Genomic DNA, 21,562 nt, shown 5'->3' on the forward strand with positions numbered 1-21,562 from the left:
CCTGTTAAAACAAAATAAAAAAGAGATATCCTAATCGGACATCTCTCTTTTTAATATAGAAGAAATATGCTCTTTATCTTACTTTCATGGCCAATTCAATAATACGAGCACGCATTTGTGGATCAGTACTTAGATTAGCATACATGTTCTCAATCGGCTGCTTGTTCTCTTTGTAAGACTTCTCGTGCTTCATTGTAGTATGAGACCAATCAATCAATTCATTCTCTGCTACAGTCAGTTCATTAAAGGCTTCATGAAATCCTGTCTCCATGACAAGTCCTTCCATCACTTCTTGTGTAATCTCCTGTAGCTTCTGAGCTTCTTCAATGCGCTTCTCCAATACTTTTGCTCTATCCTCAAATTTCGTTTTTGCTTTCATATAAGCTAGTTGAGCTTTAGATAATAACGTTTTCATCTGCTAATATTCACCCTTTGTGCAAAAAATGTCTATTACTTTGTTATATTGTATCGCAAACTTACTAGAATTACAAAAAGATGTAATTGGTAATATAAATACCCACCTGCAGGAACATCCCCGCAGACGGGCAATGAATGGATCTAGCTTAAATTTTTAGGGAAGATCTTTGTACTCTTCTGGAAGAGTTGCACAGCAATTTTACCTGCTTCAGCACGCGTTAATGTGCCTTTAGGATTAAAAGCATACGTTGGCTTTTTCTGTCCAGGTGCTGTTGTAGGACTGCCTGCCATAATTTTTGCTTTAGATACTGCATCAATAGATGGCAAGGAATAGCTATCCATACTTCCTGAATCCGTAAATGCTTTAGCTAAATTGGCTTTTAGCTTATCATCAATCTTCGCTGTTTTTAATTTCAATGCTCTAGCAATCATTACTGCTGCTTGTTCCCTACTTAGCGGTTCGCCTGCTCCGAATATACCATCTGTTAGACCTGTGACAACCCCGGCACGTGCAGCTGTCTCAATGTATTTGAAATCCCAAGTTGCACTTGAATCGTTGACGCCTACATCGATAAAGGTTTGTTGGTTCACATCATATTTCAAAGGAAGGTTTAATCCCTTTACTAACAATGTGGCAAATTCACCACGCGTCGTTCGATCGTCCGCTCCAAAAGCATCTGCCCTAAGATTATTCATTATACCTTTAGCATATAGTGCATTAAGGTAATTTCTTGCCCAAGGATGATTGGTAATATCTTTGTATCCTAGACGCAGCTTCATTACAGTATAATAACCAAATTCATCAAATGGGACGGTAACGGTATGCGATTTAGTATCTACTTCTCCCCCTACGTTCTCCCATACACCCTGATCACTATAACGGAATACCGTAATCGTTGACCCTACCTCATCTACAATATTTGAATCAAAAGTAATTTTCATGGATCCTCTTTGCGAGGGTACTAACTTACGTTCCACATCGAATTTCGTGAAATTTCCTTCTATAGAATAGGGTGAAAGTCCATTGGTACTAGGCTTGTATCCTACATCAACTGAATTCCCCTTTTCACCAATGCCTCCATTTACCCAAAATATGTTGGATACTCGCGTAAAGTTTGCTGTATTTGCACCCGAATTAAATTTCAGTACAAGCAAATCATCTAAGGATATATTCGGCATCCCACTAGTCACGCCTGTATTTGGAATCCCCACCAGATTCCCATAATCATTTCTACGTTCAACTACACCATCTTTGGGATCAGCAATGCCAAATAATAGTTTGTTATCTGGATAGAACTTGGTTACTCTGTTGCCATCTTGGTTAGCCGTCTGTAGTACAGTTCCTTTAGGGAAAGATAGTTCTAATCCTTTATTAAACACACTGTATTTATTACTTATCTTCTCTACCATGTACTCTGAATCTACAGCCACTGTAGACGTATAGAATACTGATATGACATCTGTAGACGTTGTCCCATCTCTGGTTATTTGGAGCTTAATTGAATTTGCCTTATCCGGTTTTAGACCCACATAATCGTATAAGAAACGATTGCCTGAACCCAGATCTGTACGTTTGATCGCGGTTCCTCCACCAATGATAACTTTGGTTGCACCCTCAGCTTCAATGTCAAAATGCACAAAATTCTTATTTACAATATATTGTTTACCTACTGTCGGTTGAGGTGCCAGTATACGATATTGAGATACTTCGCGTACAACTTCCAGACGTTGATTCGCTCGAGCACCCGTGCTATTAATTAGTTCTAAATTGTATACATGACTTCCTGGCGCATCAAACTGAATGTTACGAATTCTTAAGATAAAGTCATCCTTGCTCCCTGCAAAATCGTACTCATATGTCTTACCTTTATAACTAAAGGTATCTGGCTTTTTACTTATATCTTTATCTGTCAATAAGTTATCGTTAGGCGTTGAGCTGGAACTCTGTGAACTGAAGAATAAATCCGTTCCGAGATACAAGTTCAATATAGTTGCTCCACTACCTCGAAGAACTAAATCGTATTTCTTTTGACTAGTTACATACTTTCCATCCTGATAATTAATCTCCGGGGATGGCGCAAGGATCATACTTACAGTATTGTCTGCAGCAATCTCACTAGTAAAAGGAGTGCGGGTATCACTAGCTTCTGTTGGAAGGAATGTGTTCACTGTAGATACATTCGTATCGATAATATAGACATGAATCTCCTTAGTTATTACTCTTCTATTGCCCGCAAGATCCATAGAGGTTGCTGTAAATACTATTTTGTTATCGCCATAGTAAAGCGGACCTTCAGCTTGAATGTTCAGATTAAGGTTGAAATCCGGTGAACTAGGAGATATAGGACTAGCTGTAGTCCCCAAGACTATGTCCGATCCATCTTTTGCACTTAATTTTGTTCCGGATATCCCATTTATGAAATATTCTGCACCTGAGATATTTTCAAATCCAATAAATTTACCCGTAATGCTCATGCTTTGTGCTTTACGCGAATCTAAATTAAAGGTCTGTCCATCTGAAAGATTATCAATATAAATATAATTCTTTGACACATAGGAAATATCCGCATTATACGAAGACTTTGAATTCTCATATAGGAAACGTACTTTTTGTTGCCCATTAGAAAATCCTACAACTTTATATATTTGCTGATGTTTGCCCACTTCTACTTCAATATTTGATTGAAGTTCCAATTGCAACGATTTCGTTCCCATAGGAAGATAGGATCCTGTAAGCTTCTTGGAACCAGGGTCGACGTTAGTCTCAACAAGGATATAATAATCTGACTTATCTACTGATGCACCATTAAGCGTTTGCTTGTTCAAATCTTCTACTTTCTGAACCATACCACTCGGAACAAATTTCTCTAGATATTTCATGTCCGTTATTACCACTTCATCAGGCAGGTACTGAAATTTGGCTGTGTATGCAGCAGTTAACGTTCCATAGGTTACCGCTATAGTAGCCACTTGATTACTAGCTACGGAACCCGCAGTATCTTTTTGCAAATCAAAAGGAGCTGTAGTGAAATCAATAAGTTTATAAGCCGGAGTTATCCCATCTGCGCCAGGTATAATCACTTCTTTATTCACAGTAAATGTAAGCGGAGTACCCCCATTGACTGTAATCACGCCCGTTTGTTGAAAATCATTAGATACATAGGGAAGGATTACTTGTGCTACAATATTTGCTTTTGTATTATCCTTTACAGTGAAGATCGGCTTAGCATTAAGAACTTTTTGTTGCTCGCCTCCAATCACAACATTTAAATTCGTATAGGGTTGATTAGCATCAAAATAATATACATTACGTGTAATATTCACCGAGTCTGAACCATTTTGAATACTAATTTTCATCTCATTTAATCCTGATTCTAGATTTAATGTGGGTGAGAAAAATGTTCCATCCGCTAATACTGTGCCTGTAAGTGCAGACCCATTGTTAATAGAGAATGTTACTTTTGAAGCATTTTGACCTTTACCCTTTAAGCTCACGGTCTTATTATCTACGACAACCTGTGTTCCTTCATTTAGAAGCATCGCACCTTGACTGCTACCATAAATCTTAAGTTCTTCTACATAGGGAACTTTATCGTATAAAACATAAAACGTATCTGAACGACTCACATTACCCTGCATACCAGAGAAAGTAATTCGGTTAAATCCAGGATACAGTGTTAAATCATTAGCATTAAAACGTTGAGTATTTGTAGGGTCTACTAAAACAGTGCTATTAGAATAATGGTTAGCATCTGGCAACCAACGTAATTTGCCTGTGTTACCTATCACTTCTGAATTTAACTGTTCAACTTTAACTTTCATCGTATCTTTTGCAACATAGGAATACAGACCATTTATTGTTAAGTTAGGACTATTTGTTGTGTAGACATTTGAGCGATTAATCTGTGGCATTACTCCTCCAGGCTCTGTACTAAGAAGGGCCGTTTGGCGGATACTGTTATTTTCGGGAATAAAATAAGTGGCAGCGCTTGAGGCTGCAGACGCTTGTCCAGCCAGATTGGCAGGGATCAATGAAACTACCATTGCGAGCAACATCAGCCAGATGAGTGGCTTTTTAACACGCTTCATGAAATTCTCTCCTTTTATGAGTCAGTTAACTTCTATATCGGTCAGTTTCGGCCATTTTTGAAGAAAATTGGTATAAAAAAACCGCTGCACCCGAAGGTGAGCGGTATCATATATTACTATATCGTTATTTAGAGCCTCGTTCTGTACTTGGCTTCGCTCGAAGTCTCCCCAGAAAGCTCAGAACAGGACGCTTCGTCTTATCAATTAGGCCAATCACTTCTGCACCAATTTGTAAGAAGAACACCATGATACAGATTACTACGAACGTTACCCAGTTCGCATTGTACAAGGCAGCTGATGATTGAATAATGGCCAACACTCCAAAGAATGCCGCAATCCCATAAATAATCAGTACCGTCTGACGATGACTAAATCCAAGTTCACGTAAGCAATGATGCAAATGTCCTTTGTCTGCCGAGAAGATCGGTTTCTTCTGCATCCAGCGCCGCACAATAGCAAACATCGTATCTGATAAAGGTACTCCAATCAGAATCAAAGGCGTTAAGAACGATACAATGGCTACTTGTTTGAATCCAAGCAGTGATAACATCGCTAGACTGAATCCCAAGAAGAGCGAACCTGAGTCACCCATAAAAATCTTGGCGGGGTGAAAGTTAAAGTATAGGAATCCGAGAATACTTCCTAGAAGGAGCAAACACAAGACAGCCGTAACTTCATTCCCCATAATAAATGCCATAACCGTAATAGTCCCAATCGCAATAGCTGAGACTCCAGCGGCTAGACCATCCAACCCATCAATCAAGTTGATAGCATTAGTTACTCCTACAATCCAAAGGATTGTGAACGGTACAGACATCCAAGTCTCTACAGAAGCATAGGAGGAGAAAGGAAAATTCACAAATTCTATTTTGATATCAAATCCAAACACTACAACACATGCTGCAGCAATTTGAATAAGTAATTTTAGTTTGGCTGAAAGATCAAATTTATCATCCAGTGCACCCATCACTACAATCATCGTTCCTCCAACTAAGAACGCCCAGATGAAGTCCATATTGTGAGATGTGAGATATTCATCCGGAATGAAAGGAAGAATGGCAAAAAGTCCGATTACAAAAGATAAATATATGCCCAATCCACCCATTCTCGGCATCACCCGAGTGTGCACTTTACGTGCATTCGGTACGTCTACAACACCCATCTTGATGGCGAATCTCTTCACGAGTGGTGTCAAGCCGAACGCCAGTCCGAGTGAGACGACGAACCCGATGATATAAATCATCAACATGTCAATTTCAACCCCCATTTTGTCTACCGAATGAATTATACTCCGAATGCAACCAAACTACCAAACCTGTATTTCAGCAATTTTCAGCTAATTTTCAGGATATTCAGCCTGTTTAGCGAACTTTTGTTAGGTTTTCTCCTTCACGCATCACTTTGAGGGTGAATTTCGGCAATGCAAGCATTCTACGGAGTCTAGTTGGTTCCCGGAGCAGACGGTAGAACCACTCCATATGCATCTTTTGCATAAATTTAGGTGCACGCTTGGTACGACCTGAGATGACATCAAAACTGCCACCAACGCCCATAATAACGGGAACGTTCAGTTGTTGTTTGTGCTTAGCGATCCAAGGCTCTTGCGTATCCGCACCACGAGCAACAAACAATAAATCCGGTTGCACATTCTGGATCTGACGTATAACTTCTTGGTCATCATTAGGCCCAAAAAACCCATCTCTTTGACCCACAATATTAACTCTCGGATACTGCAATTGTAACCGCGCCGATGCCTCCTGAATCACCTCGGAAGTAGAGCCAAGCAGAAAGACTTTCCATCCTCTAACCTCGCCCTGCTTCAGAAGTTCATGCATCAGATCAAATCCAGCTACACGCTCTTGCACTGGTTGGCCAGCTTTACGAGAAGCCCATACCACACCCGTTCCATCAGGAACAATTAAGTCCGCCTTCTGCATCATCGCTTTATATGAAGGATTCTCAATCGCTGCCATGACCATAATGGGGTTCGCTGTAATGATTTGGTGCGGCGCTCCCGATTCTACCGCTTGAACTAAATAGTTCACCGTATCTTGCATTCCCCACTTACATACAGGAATTCCAAATACCGATACCACAGGTACTGTCTGTGTGTTCGTCATTCCTTTACATCCTCATCTCTTAAAATAATCGACAATGCGTGCTGCAGGAAAACGTGCTTCCTGCTTCAGCACATCAATTCGTGCCGTATTCCGATTCCGCCATTCTTCACCTTCTATTAGAAGGTTACGAAGACCAGAAGCCACAATTTGAGGGTCTACTTCTTCGCTGGTCCCTACAGCCACAGTACCTAGGCGAGCTAGAAAATGATCAATTTTGGGATCATAAGATATACCCAGCATCGGTACATAGCGAGAAGCGGCATAAATTAGACTATGTAGCCGCATTCCCACTAAAGCATCGCAAGTATTTACTTCTGCAAGCATGGCTTGAGGATCCACAATTTCGGACGTGATGCTTACTTGGCTTCCTCCTGCATCCACCTGCATTTGATCCATAACGTAACGAGAGGCTTCATCATCCCCGGGGAAATGGAAAGGAAGAAACCGGAAATGCACTGGCATCATTTTGCCAAGTGCCGTAAGGCCATCTGCCAAACCTTTCAATTCGGTTCTAGATGAATTCCAAAAGCGGACCGAGATGCCAACTGTTGGCAGGGTATCTTTTCCATCCCATGCCACCGTAACATTCCCCTCCTTAAGAGGGAGCCCCATTACCGGATCAGGTACAACTTCTATTCTTTCCTTGGGTACACCCATCGAGCTTAACAGTTCGGCAGATTCGGTATCTCGCACCGATATGTAACTACTCTTACGGAAGATGGAAGCAATGAATGGACGGAACAAACCTTTGTTCACAGGTCCAACACCTTGTGCATAAATAAAAGTTGGCTTACGCATCCACTGCGCTATCTTTAGGATGCCCAAATAATAAGGAATCGTCTTCATTCCTGTAGCATCTTGTAGTAAACTTCCTCCGCCACTGATTAAGCCATCACTATTGCGAATAGCTTTGCGTACCTCAGCCATATTCATACGATGAACAGCTTCTACGCCATACATCGAAGTAGTCCATTCCGGATCGATGGATAATACAATGGGTGTTATCGTAATTCCCGCTAGATTCGCCTCTTGCTTCAAAGCTGTAAGGATGGATTTAAGCACCGCCTCATCCCCACTATTTTTAAAGCCGTAGTACCCCGATATAACTAATCTTTTAGCAGATGCGGTGACCATTTCTCCCAGCACCTTTCTACATAAATCCAGATAGCAATTGCAATCATACCAATGATAAGTCCCAAGCCAAGACCAAGTACACCACGAATTAACGAAATCATTACAGGTGTATGAATGTGTGCAAAGGTATCCACCATTGAAAGTTGGCCAATAGCTGCAACAATCAGGATATAAATTAATTTTGGATATCTAAGAGCAGCGAATATACCTACAACAAATAATGGATGGAAAATCAAGAATTCTTTGGTCCGCGGTCTAACTCCAATCGTATTCTCTAGGAAAGCTCTGAACGCAAGCTCGTAGGAAGAGACCGTACCCGCATTCCCTGTACGCGACAGATAATAATATCCTGCTCCTGCAACGACTATACCTGCTACAACCCATAACAAGGTTAGCGGCGTACGCAACCAGCGCTTCACTTCACTCCATACCGACTTACCTTGATACAGTAGTACATACACGCCGACTAAAAATACCGGAAGAACATGTAATAAACTTACACCACGGAACTGATTTAATACCAATGCATACGTGATACTGTTCAACAAAGCAATGATGAAAGGTACTGCACTCAACGAAATCAAAGAGGTCTTAATGAAAAGAACCAATGTATGCGTAAATCTCCGTCCTGCTGACATATATCCATGCTCTCTTTTGAGTTCTTGAATCTTACGAATCGCTAACAGCGTAGCAATAGTTGGTGCACTAATAGCAACAAACAAGCTAAGTACCTGCTCCATAAGATCCTGCTTGTGAATTAATACTAACCCAGCGCATCCTAACAACCCTAATAGGACAGTGGCAAGTGTGAGTGTTGGTAAGAAGAACGAAACAAGTAGGGCAACAAACGCTACGCCGCCTAACGTTACTAAGGCCTTAGCTACTTTGTCCCAAGAGTGCTGCACTACATCAAAAGCTTCTGCTTGTCCAAGCTGGAAACCATCTTTCTCGATGCGCTGTACTGCATTTCCTGGTGCTCCTAGGGTCTTCACAATATTCTCTACAGAATCTTTTACTGAGGCTGTTGACGTATCTCTAGAAGGGAGCGAATTAATGTAAATCATACGAATTTTGCGATCTTTAGCGGCTAATGAGAAACGATCAGCTAAAGTTTCGTTATCCAGCTTGGCATCTCTGTCATTCAGTGAATGTAATCGAACTACATTATAATTCAGTAGATAAGCTAGCTTATTAAAGCCTTGTTGTGGCTTCTTAAGACCTTCAATCGCGGCAATTCCGATCCCATGCTTCTTAAGCGAATCAGCAAATGTATTCAAGGTCTTCTTTTCTTGTTGATCTTTGAAACCTTTGACAGCATCACCGTCAAACAAAATGCGCTTCACACCATTTTGCTCAAATGTATCTAAAATAGCATCTACACTTGCTTGATCGTAAGCAAGGCTGTCACTAAGACGTGGTAAAATTTGAAATCCTTTATCCCTTAACATTTTCATGGCTATAGGGTCAGTACCTAGCGGCTTAATTACGGCATTAGCCGGAGACGTATTGATTCGGATCGCTGTAGCTGATGAAGATCCTTCCCAGTTCCAAGGAACTACATCGATATCAAGCTGACTGAATGTTTTTTCAATAACAGGTCTAAATGTTTTAGCGTTCTCTTCATTCGTAAACACAATGTACGTTGCATTATCTGTCTGACTAGCTGTTAGTGGTAATCTCTTCTGGTCAACTAAGTCTTGCGTACTAAATAGCATTAATCGGTGTGACTTGGTCAGTTCGTCGAGGTTACTCTCGTACATCGCAATCGTCCCAACGCCAACACCTTTCAGTTGTTCCAGTTGCTCCCCTATATATTGCTCAGGGTTCGGCTGATAGGAAGAGTTCTCTAATAAACTGCGATAATTAAATACAATTTCAACTTTTTTGGCTGTTGATTCGGTTTGTACACGGCCCACAATTAAGGGTAAGGAAGCGACTAAACCTACTATTACAAGAATCCAAAGCCATTTGCGTGAAACGTTGTTCCACTGTTGCCATCTTTGATACACGAAGGAACCTCCTCATAATAAACTCCGAAGCTCTCCAGAACCGCATCTTGCAGATTACTGGAAAACTTCGGAATACACTACTACTTATTTCTATTATTCCACAACATGGTGAACTTCATCAAATAACATTGCAGCCGCTATATTTTATAGAGCATCTACCCTTGCGAGTACTTCTTCTTGGAGACGTTCCAGCATTTCAAGCGCATTAGCATTGGAGGACCCTTGTACCGCAAAATAAACTTTGATCTTCGGCTCCGTACCTGATGGACGCAGACAGAACCATGATCCATCTTCCAAAATGAATTTAAGTACATTCTCCTTAGGAAGGCCATCCAAACCTAATGAATAATCCAAAACCTGACTGACTTTCGTGCCCACCACTTCTTGTGGAGGAAAATTACGCCAGTCATCCATTAACGCACCGATTTTCTCGAGCCCATCTTTTCCTTTGAGCGTACGGGAAGCTAATGCCTCACGATAGTATCCAAATTGACTATACAATTCTTCAAGTACATCAATGAGGGATTTACCTTGCGTCTTATAATAAGCCGCTGCTTCAGCGATTAAAGTAGCTGCAACAATCGCATCTTTATCCCTAGCATAGTTCCCTGCTAGGTACCCATAACTTTCTTCATATCCGAACAAATAAGTATATTTGCCCGTTGCTTCAAATTCGTTCATTAGTTCACCGATATATTTGAACCCTGTTAGGGTGTTGAAGACTTTGGCTCCATAGTGACGAGCGATAGCAGCTCCGAGTTCACTAGTAACAATGGTTTTTACTACTGCACCGTTCAAAGGCAATTTCCCAGAAGCTTGAAGCTGACTGAGCAAATAATGAACAAGAATAGCCCCAGATTGGTTCCCCGTGAGGACCTGATATTCTCCATTCGCATCTTTCACAACTGCGCCCATACGATCTGCATCTGGGTCTGTACCCATGAGAAGGTCCGCGTTAACTTTTTTACCTAGTTCAATGGCCAATGTGAAAGCCTCACGCTCTTCAGGATTTGGGGACTTCACTGTAGAGAATTCTGCATCCGGCGCTTCTTGTTCAGGAACTACGTGTACCTGCGTGAAGCCTAATTGATCTAGTACGCGGCGAACTGGCTGATTCCCTGTACCGTGAAGTGGTGTATAGACAATAACAATATCTTTGCCTGCTCCCGACGCAATCACTTCTGGATTCACACTAATCGAAGCCACTTGCTTCACGAATGCTTCATCCTCAGCTTCCCCTAGCCAAATCAGGAGACCCGCAGATTCTGCCTCTTCTTGCGTGATTCTCTTTACTTTAGAGAAAGAAGTAATCGCCTCAATATTATGAATTACTTTCTCCGCCTCATCCGGAACCAGCTGTCCACCGGATGCATTATAGACTTTGTATCCGTTGTATTCTGGTGGATTATGGCTTGCTGTTACGACAATCCCCCCTGTAGCTTTTAAGCTCCGAACTGTAAAAGATAGCTGTGGAGTTGGGCGCAAAGAACGATAGAGCTTCGCAACGATACCATTTCCGGCTAATACAAGTGCAGCCTCAAGAGCAAATTCTGGAGAGAAGTGACGGGAATCATGAGCGATGATTACAGAGGGACGCTCTTCTTTATTACCATGAGCCTGTACAATGAATTCTGCGAATCCTTGCGTAGCTTTGCCTACCGTGTAGCGATTCATTCGGTTGCTACCCGCACCAATGACCCCGCGCAGACCTCCTGTTCCAAACTCAAGCTCCTTGAAAAAGCGATCTTCAAGCTCTGCTGGATTGTTCTCTAGTTCTTTAAGCTCTTGCTTTGTTGTCTCATCAATAGACGGATCTTGAAGCCATTGTTGAACCTTATTCTGAATGGTCTGATTCATTTCACTCATGTTCATAGCCCCTATTCTTAAGTAATGTTATTGTAATTCTCCATCGGATAGCGCGAACATAATCTCGCCTTCAGCTACCACTTTGTCTTCGACTTTGGCAACAGCATGGCCTTTACCAATAGAGCCCTTCAGACGTATAATCTCTACTTCCAAACGAAGTGTATCCCCGGGTCTTACCATGCCACGGAATCTAAACCCATCCAGCCCTGCAAGGAAACCAATTTTTCCTTTGTTGCTCTCTAGTCCCAAAATAGCTACTGCTCCAACCTGAGCCAATGCCTCTGTAATCAATACGCCTGGCATGACTGGATATTCTGGAAAATGCCCAACGAAGAAAGGTTCATTAATCGTTACATTTTTAATGCCTACGGCACGTTTGCCTAGTTCTAATTCTAGAATCCGATCCACCAATAAAAATGGGGGACGGTGTGGAATAATCTCTTGGATCTGACGAATATCAAGCGTCATAGTGGTAGTGCCCCTTTCTCTCTCGTCTCGTAATTATCTTTAAACTCAAATATCCGTATAAAAACAGTAAACGAGGGCTACACTTTAATTATCCTTCGTCACTGCAGAGGCGGAAGGTTTAGATAAAGGGTGTATTCGAAGGCGGCCTGTGAGCCGCATAAGAATATAACCCTTTTGTTATGTACGGAACCATTTTGACCTATCACTAATTATAACCTCTCCCTCCACAAAAATAAAACTCCCGCATCGCGGGAGTTAGCACTAAGCTTGTCCTATTTAAGCTTAACCTGTTATTGAAGGAATATGTCAGGGTGCAAAAATGAGATCATAGACATGACGCCAAGTACTAAAATGAAAGACGTCACTGAAATTACCTTTGCCAAGAACTACATAACCTATAATCATTCCAATAAAAAGCATAACTATTAGAGCAACAATGATACACAGTATTAGCAATGACCTTCTAAGCCCTGTTCTTCTTGGGTGAACCGGAACGCTCTCTTCCGTCATGGAACATCCCACCTACCCGCGTAAGTTATTAACCAAACTTGACATTGTATCACTAGAAGTTAGTGCTTTAGCAGACAATTGATAAGCGCGCTGAACTTGCAACATTGTGGACATTTCCGTAGTAAGATCTACGTTAGATTGTTCCAGTGCTCCTTGACGAAGTGAAGCACGTTCACTAGCTGGAAGTGCATCCACAGCAGTAAGTACATCTTTTTCAGTAGCACCGGGTGCAAGGACATACAAGTTATCCGCACGTTGTTCTAACGCATCGGTCTTTATAGGAGCAGCCAACTGGATACGTCCGAGTGTCGCTGAGGTTGAACCAAGCTGCGCCTTTACAGTACCTGCACTATCGATCGAGAGCTTCGCACCTTTAGGTATAGATATTGGAGCTCCATTCGTATCTAATACATAGTATCCCTGAGCTGTTGTTAAATATGCCAGCTTTTCATTGGATGGATCTGGATGTATTTGAAAATCACCTTCACGCGTCCAAGCCTTCTGTCCATTCGCTTGAACAGCAAACAAGGCATTACCTTCTATAGCAAGATCCGTGGGGTTGTCAGTAACTTGAATAGGACCTTGAGCAAAATTGCGATTCACACCTGTCATCTTCGTACCATACGCTGCTTGAGTACCTAAAGGAGTACCACGACCCGTTAGACTCATGCCTTTCTGCTGTTTGACCACTTCAGTAAGGGTATCCTCAAAAGTAGCCCCTTTGCTCTTATAACCTGCGGTGTTCACATTCGCAATGTTGTCGGATATTATATCAAGCCGTTGCTGAATACTTCCCATAGATACGGCTGCGGTGATCATTGAATTATTCATCAGGCACCTCCTATACGCGGCCTACTTCGTTTACTGTTTTGTCCAGACTCTTGTCGTAGAATTGAATCATCTTCTGATTCGCTTCATAGGCCCGCTGTGCTGTCATTAAATCTACCATGGATTGCGCCGTATTGACATTGGAACCTTCCAAAGAGCCTTGATGTACCGAAGCAGCATCCGTTGTGGTTAAATTGCGAATTCCCGCCTTTTGCGGATCTACAGCCTCATATACACCATTGCCACGGCGTACCAACTCATAAGGCGACGTCGCCACGCTAACTTGAAGCTGTTGACCTGTAGGCTTACCTTGATATAGGAATTTTCCCTGTGCATCCACTTGCATGGAATCTAATGAACGATTCAGTACAAGAGGTTGTCCATCGCTTCCTAGTACTTTGAATCCTGTTGAGCTCAGCAGTTGCCCAGCAGCATTGACATGAAAACTCCCATCTCGGGTATACCGTACATTGCCATCATTGTCTTGGACAGTAAAAAAAGCCTGCGGTCGGTAGACTACACTACCGTCTGCTTTGACATATTTGCCTGATTCATCGAATGGATACGATTGACCTGTTGCAGGATCTTGGAGTTCAAGACTTGATTCCAGACCAAAGTCGGATTGAAGTCCCGTCTCTCTTAAATCCCCTTGAGTATAAGTAGACAAAGATTCTTCGGCAAATACACCGGTATTTAACTTGCCAATTTGCTGAGTTCCATCGGAACCGTTCATGAGCGAGATTAGCACTTCTGGAAAAGAATGAGCGACCTCGTTCACAGACTTATATCCTGGGGTGTTAACGTTGGCGATATTTTGCGTTACCGTATCGTGCATGCGCTGCTGAGTCATCATCCCCGCGGCTGCCGTATATAGTCCTCTTAACAAAGGGAAACCTCCTCACAAATCTTCGTTCCATGTATATACATATTATAAAAATTATATTTATGAACTAAAAGGCATCCGGTCAGGCCCTCTCCCCCTTGGAAAGGACCTGGCTCAAAGGACGCTACCAGCTTGGGTGTTGCTACGGAGCACGATTCTCTCCCTGACAAAGACTATGATATTAGACTGCGACGTACTTATCGGTGACCTATGATTACTTTCTAATAGCCTGGATAGTTGCAATCTAAGATGCGCTGCCCTCAGGGCAATGGAGTCCTATTCTTTATATCGGAGGATTAGAACTTTTTCTTAATAACTTTATCCAAATTATCCAGCATAATCCCCGTACCCTTAACTACACAATGCATAGGATCTTCAGCAATCAGCACAGGAACACGAAGTTCTTCTGCGAGCAGCTCGTCCAGTCCATTTAAAAGAGCGCCGCCCCCTGTCAAAATTACGCCACGATCTATGATATCTGCAGACAATTCCGGTGGAGTTCGCTCAAGTACAGATTTAGCTGCGGCCACGATAGAAGAGACCGGCTCCCATAGCGCTTCTTGAACCTCGGCAGAAGAAATCGTTACTGTAATCGGAAGACCAGAGACCATATCTCTACCTCGAATGTCCATTTCAGCTTGACGCCCGCCCGGGCGAACCGTTCCAATACCAATCTTGATATCTTCTGCCGTACGTTCTCCTATAAGTAGCTTGTACTTCGTCTTAATATATCTAATGATGGAGGAATCGAATTTATCCCCAGCCATCTTAATCGATTGAGCTGTAACAATATCGCCCATGGATAGAACGGCAACATCCGTTGTACCTCCTCCGATATCAACGACCATATTGCCACTTGGCTCATAAATATCCATACCGGCACCAATAGCTGCCGCTTTAGGCTCTTCTTCCAGATACACTTCTTTCGCTCCGCTCCGTTCAGCGGCTTCACGGATTGCCTTCTGCTCTACAGAAGTAATGTTAGTTGGGGCACAGATGAGGATTCTCGGATGACTATACCAGCTTTTGCCGCCGACCCGGTTAATGAAGTATTTCAACATCATTTCCGTAATTTCAAAATCAGCAATAACTCCGTCCTTTAGTGGACGAAGCGCTACAATATTCCCTGGAGTTCTACCCACCATTCTGCGGGCTTCTTCCCCCACAGCTAGCACACGTTTGGTATCACTTTCTATCGTGACCACTGAAGGTTCATCCAGGACGACACCTTTTCCTTTTACGTATATGAGCACATTCGCTGTGCCCAAGTCAATTCCGATATCCTTGCTCATCATTACAAAGCTCCCCCAAAGCGAATTTTAATGGTAAAAGAACCCCTCGTATATAACAGCCCAAATTCGACATAAACAACGATCATTAGCTAAAATTCGGGATAAATGGCTAAAATTCCTGCCTACTAATACCATGTTTTAAAATAGCATACTTTGGGGGACAGATTCAATCACAAAGCTGTCTTTTTTAAAGCCCTTTCAAGCGTTCCTTCTGTGTTTAATTCGCTGCTGAAATCACCTCGCGTTTGGAGGACGTATCTTTCTTATATTTTATTTTGGTGGCCTCGCCACCCCGCAGATGACGAATAGACTTGTGATATTCAAGAATATGCTTCACCTGGTCTGCAAGATCCGGGTTGATCTCCGGAAGCCGTTCGGTTAAATCCTTGTGAACCGTGCTTTTGGATACGCCAAATTCCTTGGCGATGGTTCGGACCGTATGCTTCGTCTCAACGATACAGCGGCCTATTTTAATGGTTCGCTCCTTGATGTAATCGTGCACGCTCCCGCCTCCCAACTCGAGATAGTTTGGTACATTATATGAGGAGCATGCCTATATATTCTTTGTTTCCAAGAGTGACAAGCCTTGAGAGCTACAATTATTTTCGGGAAAAGCTTAACCACTTTCATCTAAAAGTGCCTTTCGACCCAGGCGGAATAAGCATTTCTCACGCAAATGACAAGGACTTTTGTACCGACTATGTAATTCAAAATAAGGACAGCTGATATTAGGACAAGGTATTAAATTTAAAGTATTACACCCCTCTAACCAGAAAAAAAGGTAAGGAATCCGAAGATTCCTCACCTCATGAATTTCATGCATTTATTTTTGCGGAAGCAGGGTGGTAGGATTCACAGGTGTTCCATTCTCATAGATCGCAAAATGAACATGGTTGCCTAGGTCTTTTTCATATTCATTTCGACCTGCTGTACCTAATGTATCCCCTTGCTTTACTTGATCATTTTTCTTCACCTTCACATCTGTAAGACTCTCGTACACAGTCTTCAGATTGTTGGCATTGGTAACTTCAACAACGTATCCTAGCAACGTATGTTGCTGTATGCTGGTTACTGTACCACTCAGAGAAGCCACCACATTAAATGGGGCATTATCTTCGCGAGATAGATCGATTCCCGTATTCGGTATGAACTGGTCTTTGTATTGCACCACAGCAGCTACATGATCACTTTCCGAAGCTTCTTTATCGTAGAAAGGCTTTGCAACTTTGACATCTGCGGCATTTGCAACGGGCCAAGCTAAATTCTCAGGAACAGCTGTAGTTGGAACTGTCTTTCCATCTGGTGTAGTTGTCATTCCATCCTTTGTAGAATTTACAGAACTGACGACACCTGATGTAGTTTTGACTTGCGGCTTTTGGCTGGCGTTTTGGTAGACCCACACTAAAGTTAGTATGATTGCCGCTGTGGCCATGTAGGCTGCCGGGTAGACCCATTTCTTGGACAACATCCTTTTCCACGAGGATGCCTGTGGCTCTCCCAATCCATTTTTAGGAGATTCCTCATAGTTTTGATGCTTTTGATCTTGATTATTCATTGTTCATCACCTCAGTAACCATTGTTACCGCGGCAAACTCTTTTATACTTGCTCTATTCTTTTTTTTGGAAATTTATTTTCGATCTAGAAGTTTGGCATCCCCTTGCAGCTCAATTCCAGAGTAGTAGTGTTTGAGAATTTCGGAGGCGGTAAAGCCCGCACGGGCCATACCCTCAGCCCCCCACTGACTCATGCCTACCCCGTGACCATATCCATAGGTAGTGATCTCTATCTTATTTCCTTCTATGATTTTGAAATTAAATTGGCTACTACGCAGGCCTAGCCTCTCTCGAACCTGCCTTCCTGTAAAAGTAGACTCTCCTATACGCACTTGATTCACTCTATGACCTGTTGTATTGGACAGAATCGTATACCAACTCTTGGAGGTTCCTTTGGTTGTTCCTGAGACAGGCATAGATGGCTGAGAAATCCCTAATTTATTAAAAAATGTTGGTAATGAAAGAGTAACTTTCTTCTTATAGGAAGGGTCTAATTTTGCATCCCACGGACTAGACACACTGCGAAGGTACGGTATCCGCTGATTCCAATATTCTTCTGAATTTTCGGTATATCCGCTACTTGCAGAGAAAAAGGAAGCCGTAATCGGCTTACCTTGATAGGTCACAATCAGGCCCCGTGTCTCTTTCACAGCGCGTCTAATCTTAGCTAATTTCTCGCCTTCTCCAGAAGTATTCCACCCGTCTAACTTTTGGCGAGAGAGATAGGCTTGATGCATTACGGTATCTGTTACATTCGCCGCTTTACCTGGTACTCCGCTTTTATCCCCATCACTTAACCGACGGACGATAAAAGTACGCGCCGCAATCGCTTGTGCCTTCAAGGCTTCGAGATCGAAGCTAGCCGGCATCTCGGCCGCGAGTACGCCGCTTACGTATTCTTCAAGCGGCAAGGTCTCTACGGCTCCCGTATGCGATAAATATACGCGTACGGGAACGTTGCTGGCTTGTACCGGGGCCGTTACACTCGGCCGGGGCTTAGCCAGCGGCGTGGGCGCTGTGATCTTCGCCGGAACGGGCTCCGGCGTAGATCGCACCGCAGGGGCGTGGGGCCCGCGGCTGACCAGCAGCGCGGGCAAGAGCACGACAAGCGCCGCCGTGCCGAAGGCGGCGGCGATCCACCCAGCCGTTTTTCCGCTAGGAAAGCGGAAGAACGGCTGGGTGGTCTTGCCCGCCACGCGAACGCGTGTGGCGGGCGGGGTCCTTGGCGCCTCAGCCCAAGGGGCAGGCGCTGGGGCCGAAGGCACCTCGGCGGCGCGCACGAGGCGGGGCCGAGCGCCGCTTAGCGCGGTAGCCGGAGGCGATGGCTGCACTTTATGCGCAACATCGCCTGGCTTCTGCTGCGCTTCCACCTTAGGCATAGCCACAGACTCTACGATGTAAGCTTCCTCTCGCAGCGATAAGCGATTTTGCTTTGCTGCATCCATCTCCCTAGGAATAGAAGATGAAGGATGTGGATGTGTTAACGTTAAATTCAGTGCACCTTTTGGAACTATGGACATCACTACATTTCGTTCAGATTTGGTTGAAGTAGCGATCTTTAATCCTCTATTATAAATTTCTCCTTGATTCATTTCTTCTGTACATATTTTTTCTTTAGAAACCAAGGTAAGGTGTTCAGCAGGCTTAGAAATCAATCCGTTAAGACCTGAGGGTTCTTTGTCTCCTGATACTCCGCATAAATAGTCTGAATTTCTCGTATACTGTCGAAGGGTTTCCGAATCATTACGTTCAGGATTCACTATAATAGTTACTCTAGATTGATTACTCTTTGTCACAAATATACCCTCCATATTCATCTACAACAGCTAGTCACTCTAGCTTTTAGATGCTTATATCTTTTTTTCACTATAGTGAAAGATATGAGTTTTGAAGGTCTAGTAGAACTATGAGAACATATTCATAATAACATTAGTTAGTTATTTTTAGTTAGTAACATTACTATTGACAGTAACTTATTTTCATTATATATTGGATCGCGAAGGCACACTCTATACAAAATAAAATTAAAGGAATGATACACATGGCAGATTGGGGATTGCTTTTAATCCGTTTAGTTGTAGGTTTGATTTTTGCTGCACATGGTGCACAGAAAGTGTTTGGATGGTTTGGGGGACATGGACTTAAGAATACAGCGGGGTTCTTTGAATCGATGAATATCCGTCCCAGTCTCGCTATAGCATTAGCATCTGGTCTTTTTGAAATTCTAGGTGGATTATTGTTTGCTACGGGATTCTGGCTTCCTCTTGGTGCAGCTATGATTATTATTACTATGATTGGTGCAATTGTTACGGTTCATGGCAAAAATGGACTTTGGGCTACTTCTAATGGGTATGAATTGAACCTTCTGTATATTGTTACCGCATTAGGCGTTGCGCTTATAGGCCCCGGAACATTTAGTCTGTAAACGAAGTAACAAAAAGAAGCGAGGCCACATCGTGGCACTCGCTTCTTTTACATTTAACCCATTAGATCATAGGATAGATTAAGCCCATGTGGGTTGAATATTGAACAGGTTCACTTCTTCTACTACTTCATGTTTTACCTTTGGAGCTTCTTCAGCTACAGCATCTTCATCCATAGAAATCCTGAAGATATTTGCTCCTAGACCAGACAGCTTTTCAGCTAAGTTCACATACCCGCGATCAATATGGTGTGTTCCCCCGACTTCTGTCGTGCCCTCGGCTACCAATCCAGCCATAATCAGAGCAGCACCCGCACGTAAATCCGTAGCAACCACCTTCGCACCAGTAAGCTTTGCTGATCCAGTAATGATGGAACTACGTCCTTCTACCTTAATCTCCGCATTCATTAGAGCAAATTGCTCTACATGCATGAATCTGTTCTCGAACACCGTCTCTGTCACTACGCTCGTACCTTCAGATTTCAAAAGTAAAGCCATCATTTGAGACTGCATATCCGTTGGGAAACCAGGATAAGGAAGAGTCTTAACATCAACAGATTTCAGTGGTTTGTTGGCCGTTACTCGCACTCCATTTTCTTGAACATCGATCGTAATGCCCATTTCTTGAAGTTTGGAAATTACAGGGCCTAAGTGATCTGCAATGGCGCCTTCAACAAACACATCTCCACCTGTAATCGCAGCAGCCATCATATACGTACCTGCTTCTACTCGGTCAGGAATAACGGTATGTTCTACACCGCGAAGTTTGTCGACACCTTCAATGCGAATAACTCCTGTTCCAGCACCTCTGATATTCGCACCCATGCTGGTCAGGTAGTTAGCTAAATCCACAATTTCAGGTTCTTTTGCAGCATTCTCAATCAGTGTTGTTCCTTCCGCAAGTGTCGCAGCCATCATAATATTCTCGGTCGCTCCTACGCTGGCTACGTCCAAATAGATCTTAGCCCCACGAAGTCGTCCGTTTGATTTTGCTTCAATGTATCCTTGACCTAAGTTAATCTCAGCACCCATCGCTTCAAAACCTTTGAGATGCTGATCAATAGGACGTGTACCAATGGCACAGCCTCCAGGAAGAGAAATACGCGTATGTCCCATTCGAGCAAGGAGTGGGCCCATTACTAGGAAAGATGCCCGCATCTTACGTACCCATTCATATGGTGCTTCGCAGGACACGAGATTTTGTGCATCAACCCTAATCACTTCATCTTCGTATGTAACCCCAGCGCCTAAAAATTCTAAAACTTTGTTAATCGTCATGACATCATCTAGAGGCGGTGCATCACGAATGATGCTAACCCCTTCTTCACCCAATAAAGAAGCTGCAATAATGGGCAGCACTGAGTTCTTAGCACCGCTAACTTTGACGTTCCCGGTTAAGACATTGCCACCGCGGACGATAAATTTGCTCATTTTTGTTTCCCTCCGCGCGTTCATTTTCTCTTTTCTATTCAGAAAAAAGTTTTCCGCTAAATTCAAGTAAGTTAGTTTAAGACGTAATTCATTTACATAGCTTAAGGTTGTATTTGAAATTGAAATACCGGACGAGGGTGTTCCACCCTAAAGGGGGACAGAATAACCGAAGAATAGCTCCTTCTTCCCATTGTTGACACAATGATTTGATGTTATTCGACAAAACCACTCATTCATAATGCCTAAGAGAGATATAACCAAACCATCCCAGATCAAAACATATATCTTAGCATCTGGGTATAACCCCAATAGTCCAGTACAAAAGACGCAACAAAATGTCCAAGAATTACAGCTAAAAGGAGCTGAAGCAACTTGCCTTGTGGTCCTTTAGGATGACGTATAATCAGATCCAACTTGAGGTTCTGCAGCGCCCACCAAGCTATGGCAATACAGAACAAGGAAATGATAATAGCAACAAGACCGTTTACACCTACGGAGGACGAAATTTGATCGACCTGAGTCATATTCATCTATACTTC

Annotated in this window: 18 protein-coding genes; 1 reads left to right on the forward strand and 17 read right to left on the reverse strand. The window is 42.9% G+C overall.

Annotated elements, in window-relative coordinates:
- Window positions 1-73: 73 nt before the first annotated feature.
- The 15 genes from J2Z69_RS13895 to spoIID all read right to left on the reverse strand — a co-directional run bounded on the left by J2Z69_RS13895 (window position 74) and on the right by spoIID (window position 18,966).
- Window positions 74-415: a hypothetical protein gene (locus J2Z69_RS13895; RefSeq protein WP_209863782.1), complete on the reverse strand. Its 342-nt coding sequence runs from the start codon at window positions 413-415 to the stop codon at window positions 74-76.
- 143 nt (window positions 416-558) lie between these two features.
- The gene (locus J2Z69_RS13900; RefSeq protein WP_209863785.1) at window positions 559-4,506 is read right to left on the reverse strand and encodes an S-layer homology domain-containing protein; all 3,948 of its coding nucleotides are present in this window, start codon (window positions 4,504-4,506) and stop codon (window positions 559-561) included.
- A 124-nt stretch (window positions 4,507-4,630) separates the two neighbouring features.
- Window positions 4,631-5,755, reverse strand: a complete 1,125-nt coding sequence (locus tag J2Z69_RS13905; RefSeq protein ID WP_209863787.1) for a glycosyltransferase family 4 protein — start codon at window positions 5,753-5,755, stop codon at window positions 4,631-4,633.
- 112 nt (window positions 5,756-5,867) lie between these two features.
- Window positions 5,868-6,626, reverse strand: a complete 759-nt coding sequence (locus J2Z69_RS13910) for a WecB/TagA/CpsF family glycosyltransferase (RefSeq protein ID WP_209863790.1) — start codon at window positions 6,624-6,626, stop codon at window positions 5,868-5,870.
- Between the two features lie 12 nt (window positions 6,627-6,638).
- Window positions 6,639-7,760: a polysaccharide pyruvyl transferase CsaB gene (gene csaB / locus J2Z69_RS13915; protein WP_209863792.1), complete on the reverse strand. Its 1,122-nt coding sequence runs from the start codon at window positions 7,758-7,760 to the stop codon at window positions 6,639-6,641.
- The gene (locus J2Z69_RS13920; RefSeq protein ID WP_209863795.1) at window positions 7,733-9,769 is read right to left on the reverse strand and encodes a DUF5693 family protein; all 2,037 of its coding nucleotides are present in this window, start codon (window positions 9,767-9,769) and stop codon (window positions 7,733-7,735) included. The genes csaB and J2Z69_RS13920 overlap by 28 nt, the downstream gene beginning before the upstream one ends.
- Window positions 9,770-9,913: 144 nt before the next feature.
- On the reverse strand, window positions 9,914-11,635 hold the full coding sequence (locus J2Z69_RS13925) for a phospho-sugar mutase (protein ID WP_209863798.1): 1,722 nt from the start codon (window positions 11,633-11,635) through the stop codon (window positions 9,914-9,916).
- 27 nt (window positions 11,636-11,662) lie between these two features.
- Entirely contained in the window at window positions 11,663-12,103 is a 441-nt protein-coding gene (gene fabZ / locus J2Z69_RS13930; protein WP_209863801.1) for a 3-hydroxyacyl-ACP dehydratase FabZ, read from the reverse strand.
- Window positions 12,104-12,409: 306 nt separating this feature from the next.
- On the reverse strand, window positions 12,410-12,613 hold the full coding sequence (locus J2Z69_RS13935; protein WP_209863804.1) for a DNA-directed RNA polymerase subunit beta: 204 nt from the start codon (window positions 12,611-12,613) through the stop codon (window positions 12,410-12,412).
- Between the two features lie 12 nt (window positions 12,614-12,625).
- A complete protein-coding gene (locus J2Z69_RS13940; protein ID WP_209863807.1) occupies window positions 12,626-13,444 on the reverse strand; it encodes a flagellar hook-basal body protein in 819 nt (272 codons plus the stop codon).
- Between the two features lie 10 nt (window positions 13,445-13,454).
- Window positions 13,455-14,327: a flagellar hook-basal body protein gene (locus J2Z69_RS13945; protein WP_209863811.1), complete on the reverse strand. Its 873-nt coding sequence runs from the start codon at window positions 14,325-14,327 to the stop codon at window positions 13,455-13,457.
- 293 nt (window positions 14,328-14,620) lie between these two features.
- On the reverse strand, window positions 14,621-15,619 hold the full coding sequence (gene mreB, locus J2Z69_RS13950; RefSeq protein WP_209863814.1) for a rod shape-determining protein: 999 nt from the start codon (window positions 15,617-15,619) through the stop codon (window positions 14,621-14,623).
- A gap of 214 nt (window positions 15,620-15,833) precedes the next feature.
- Entirely contained in the window at window positions 15,834-16,118 is a 285-nt protein-coding gene (gene spoIIID / locus J2Z69_RS13955; RefSeq protein ID WP_209863817.1) for a sporulation transcriptional regulator SpoIIID, read from the reverse strand.
- A 321-nt stretch (window positions 16,119-16,439) separates the two neighbouring features.
- On the reverse strand, window positions 16,440-17,171 hold the full coding sequence (locus J2Z69_RS13960) for a M23 family metallopeptidase (RefSeq protein WP_209863820.1): 732 nt from the start codon (window positions 17,169-17,171) through the stop codon (window positions 16,440-16,442).
- A gap of 73 nt (window positions 17,172-17,244) precedes the next feature.
- Window positions 17,245-18,966, reverse strand: a complete 1,722-nt coding sequence (spoIID, locus tag J2Z69_RS13965) for a stage II sporulation protein D (RefSeq protein ID WP_342591596.1) — start codon at window positions 18,964-18,966, stop codon at window positions 17,245-17,247.
- Window positions 18,967-19,211: 245 nt separating this feature from the next.
- On the opposite strand from spoIID, the gene J2Z69_RS13970 reads away from it, so the two are divergent.
- Window positions 19,212-19,595, forward strand: a complete 384-nt coding sequence (locus J2Z69_RS13970) for a DoxX family protein (RefSeq protein ID WP_209863823.1) — start codon at window positions 19,212-19,214, stop codon at window positions 19,593-19,595.
- Window positions 19,596-19,673: 78 nt separating this feature from the next.
- On the opposite strand, the gene murA is transcribed toward J2Z69_RS13970, so the two are convergent.
- Window positions 19,674-21,023 carry a UDP-N-acetylglucosamine 1-carboxyvinyltransferase gene (gene murA / locus J2Z69_RS13975; protein ID WP_209863826.1) on the reverse strand — a complete coding sequence of 450 codons (1,350 nt, stop codon included), beginning with the start codon at window positions 21,021-21,023 and terminating at the stop codon, window positions 19,674-19,676.
- Window positions 21,024-21,295: 272 nt separating this feature from the next.
- A complete protein-coding gene (locus tag J2Z69_RS13980; protein WP_425355012.1) occupies window positions 21,296-21,553 on the reverse strand; it encodes a DUF1146 family protein in 258 nt (85 codons plus the stop codon).
- Window positions 21,554-21,562 lie beyond the last annotated feature (9 nt).

The sequence above is a fragment of the Paenibacillus shirakamiensis genome (assembly GCF_017874255.1).
GTDB classification, from domain to species: domain Bacteria; phylum Bacillota; class Bacilli; order Paenibacillales; family Paenibacillaceae; genus Fontibacillus; species Fontibacillus shirakamiensis.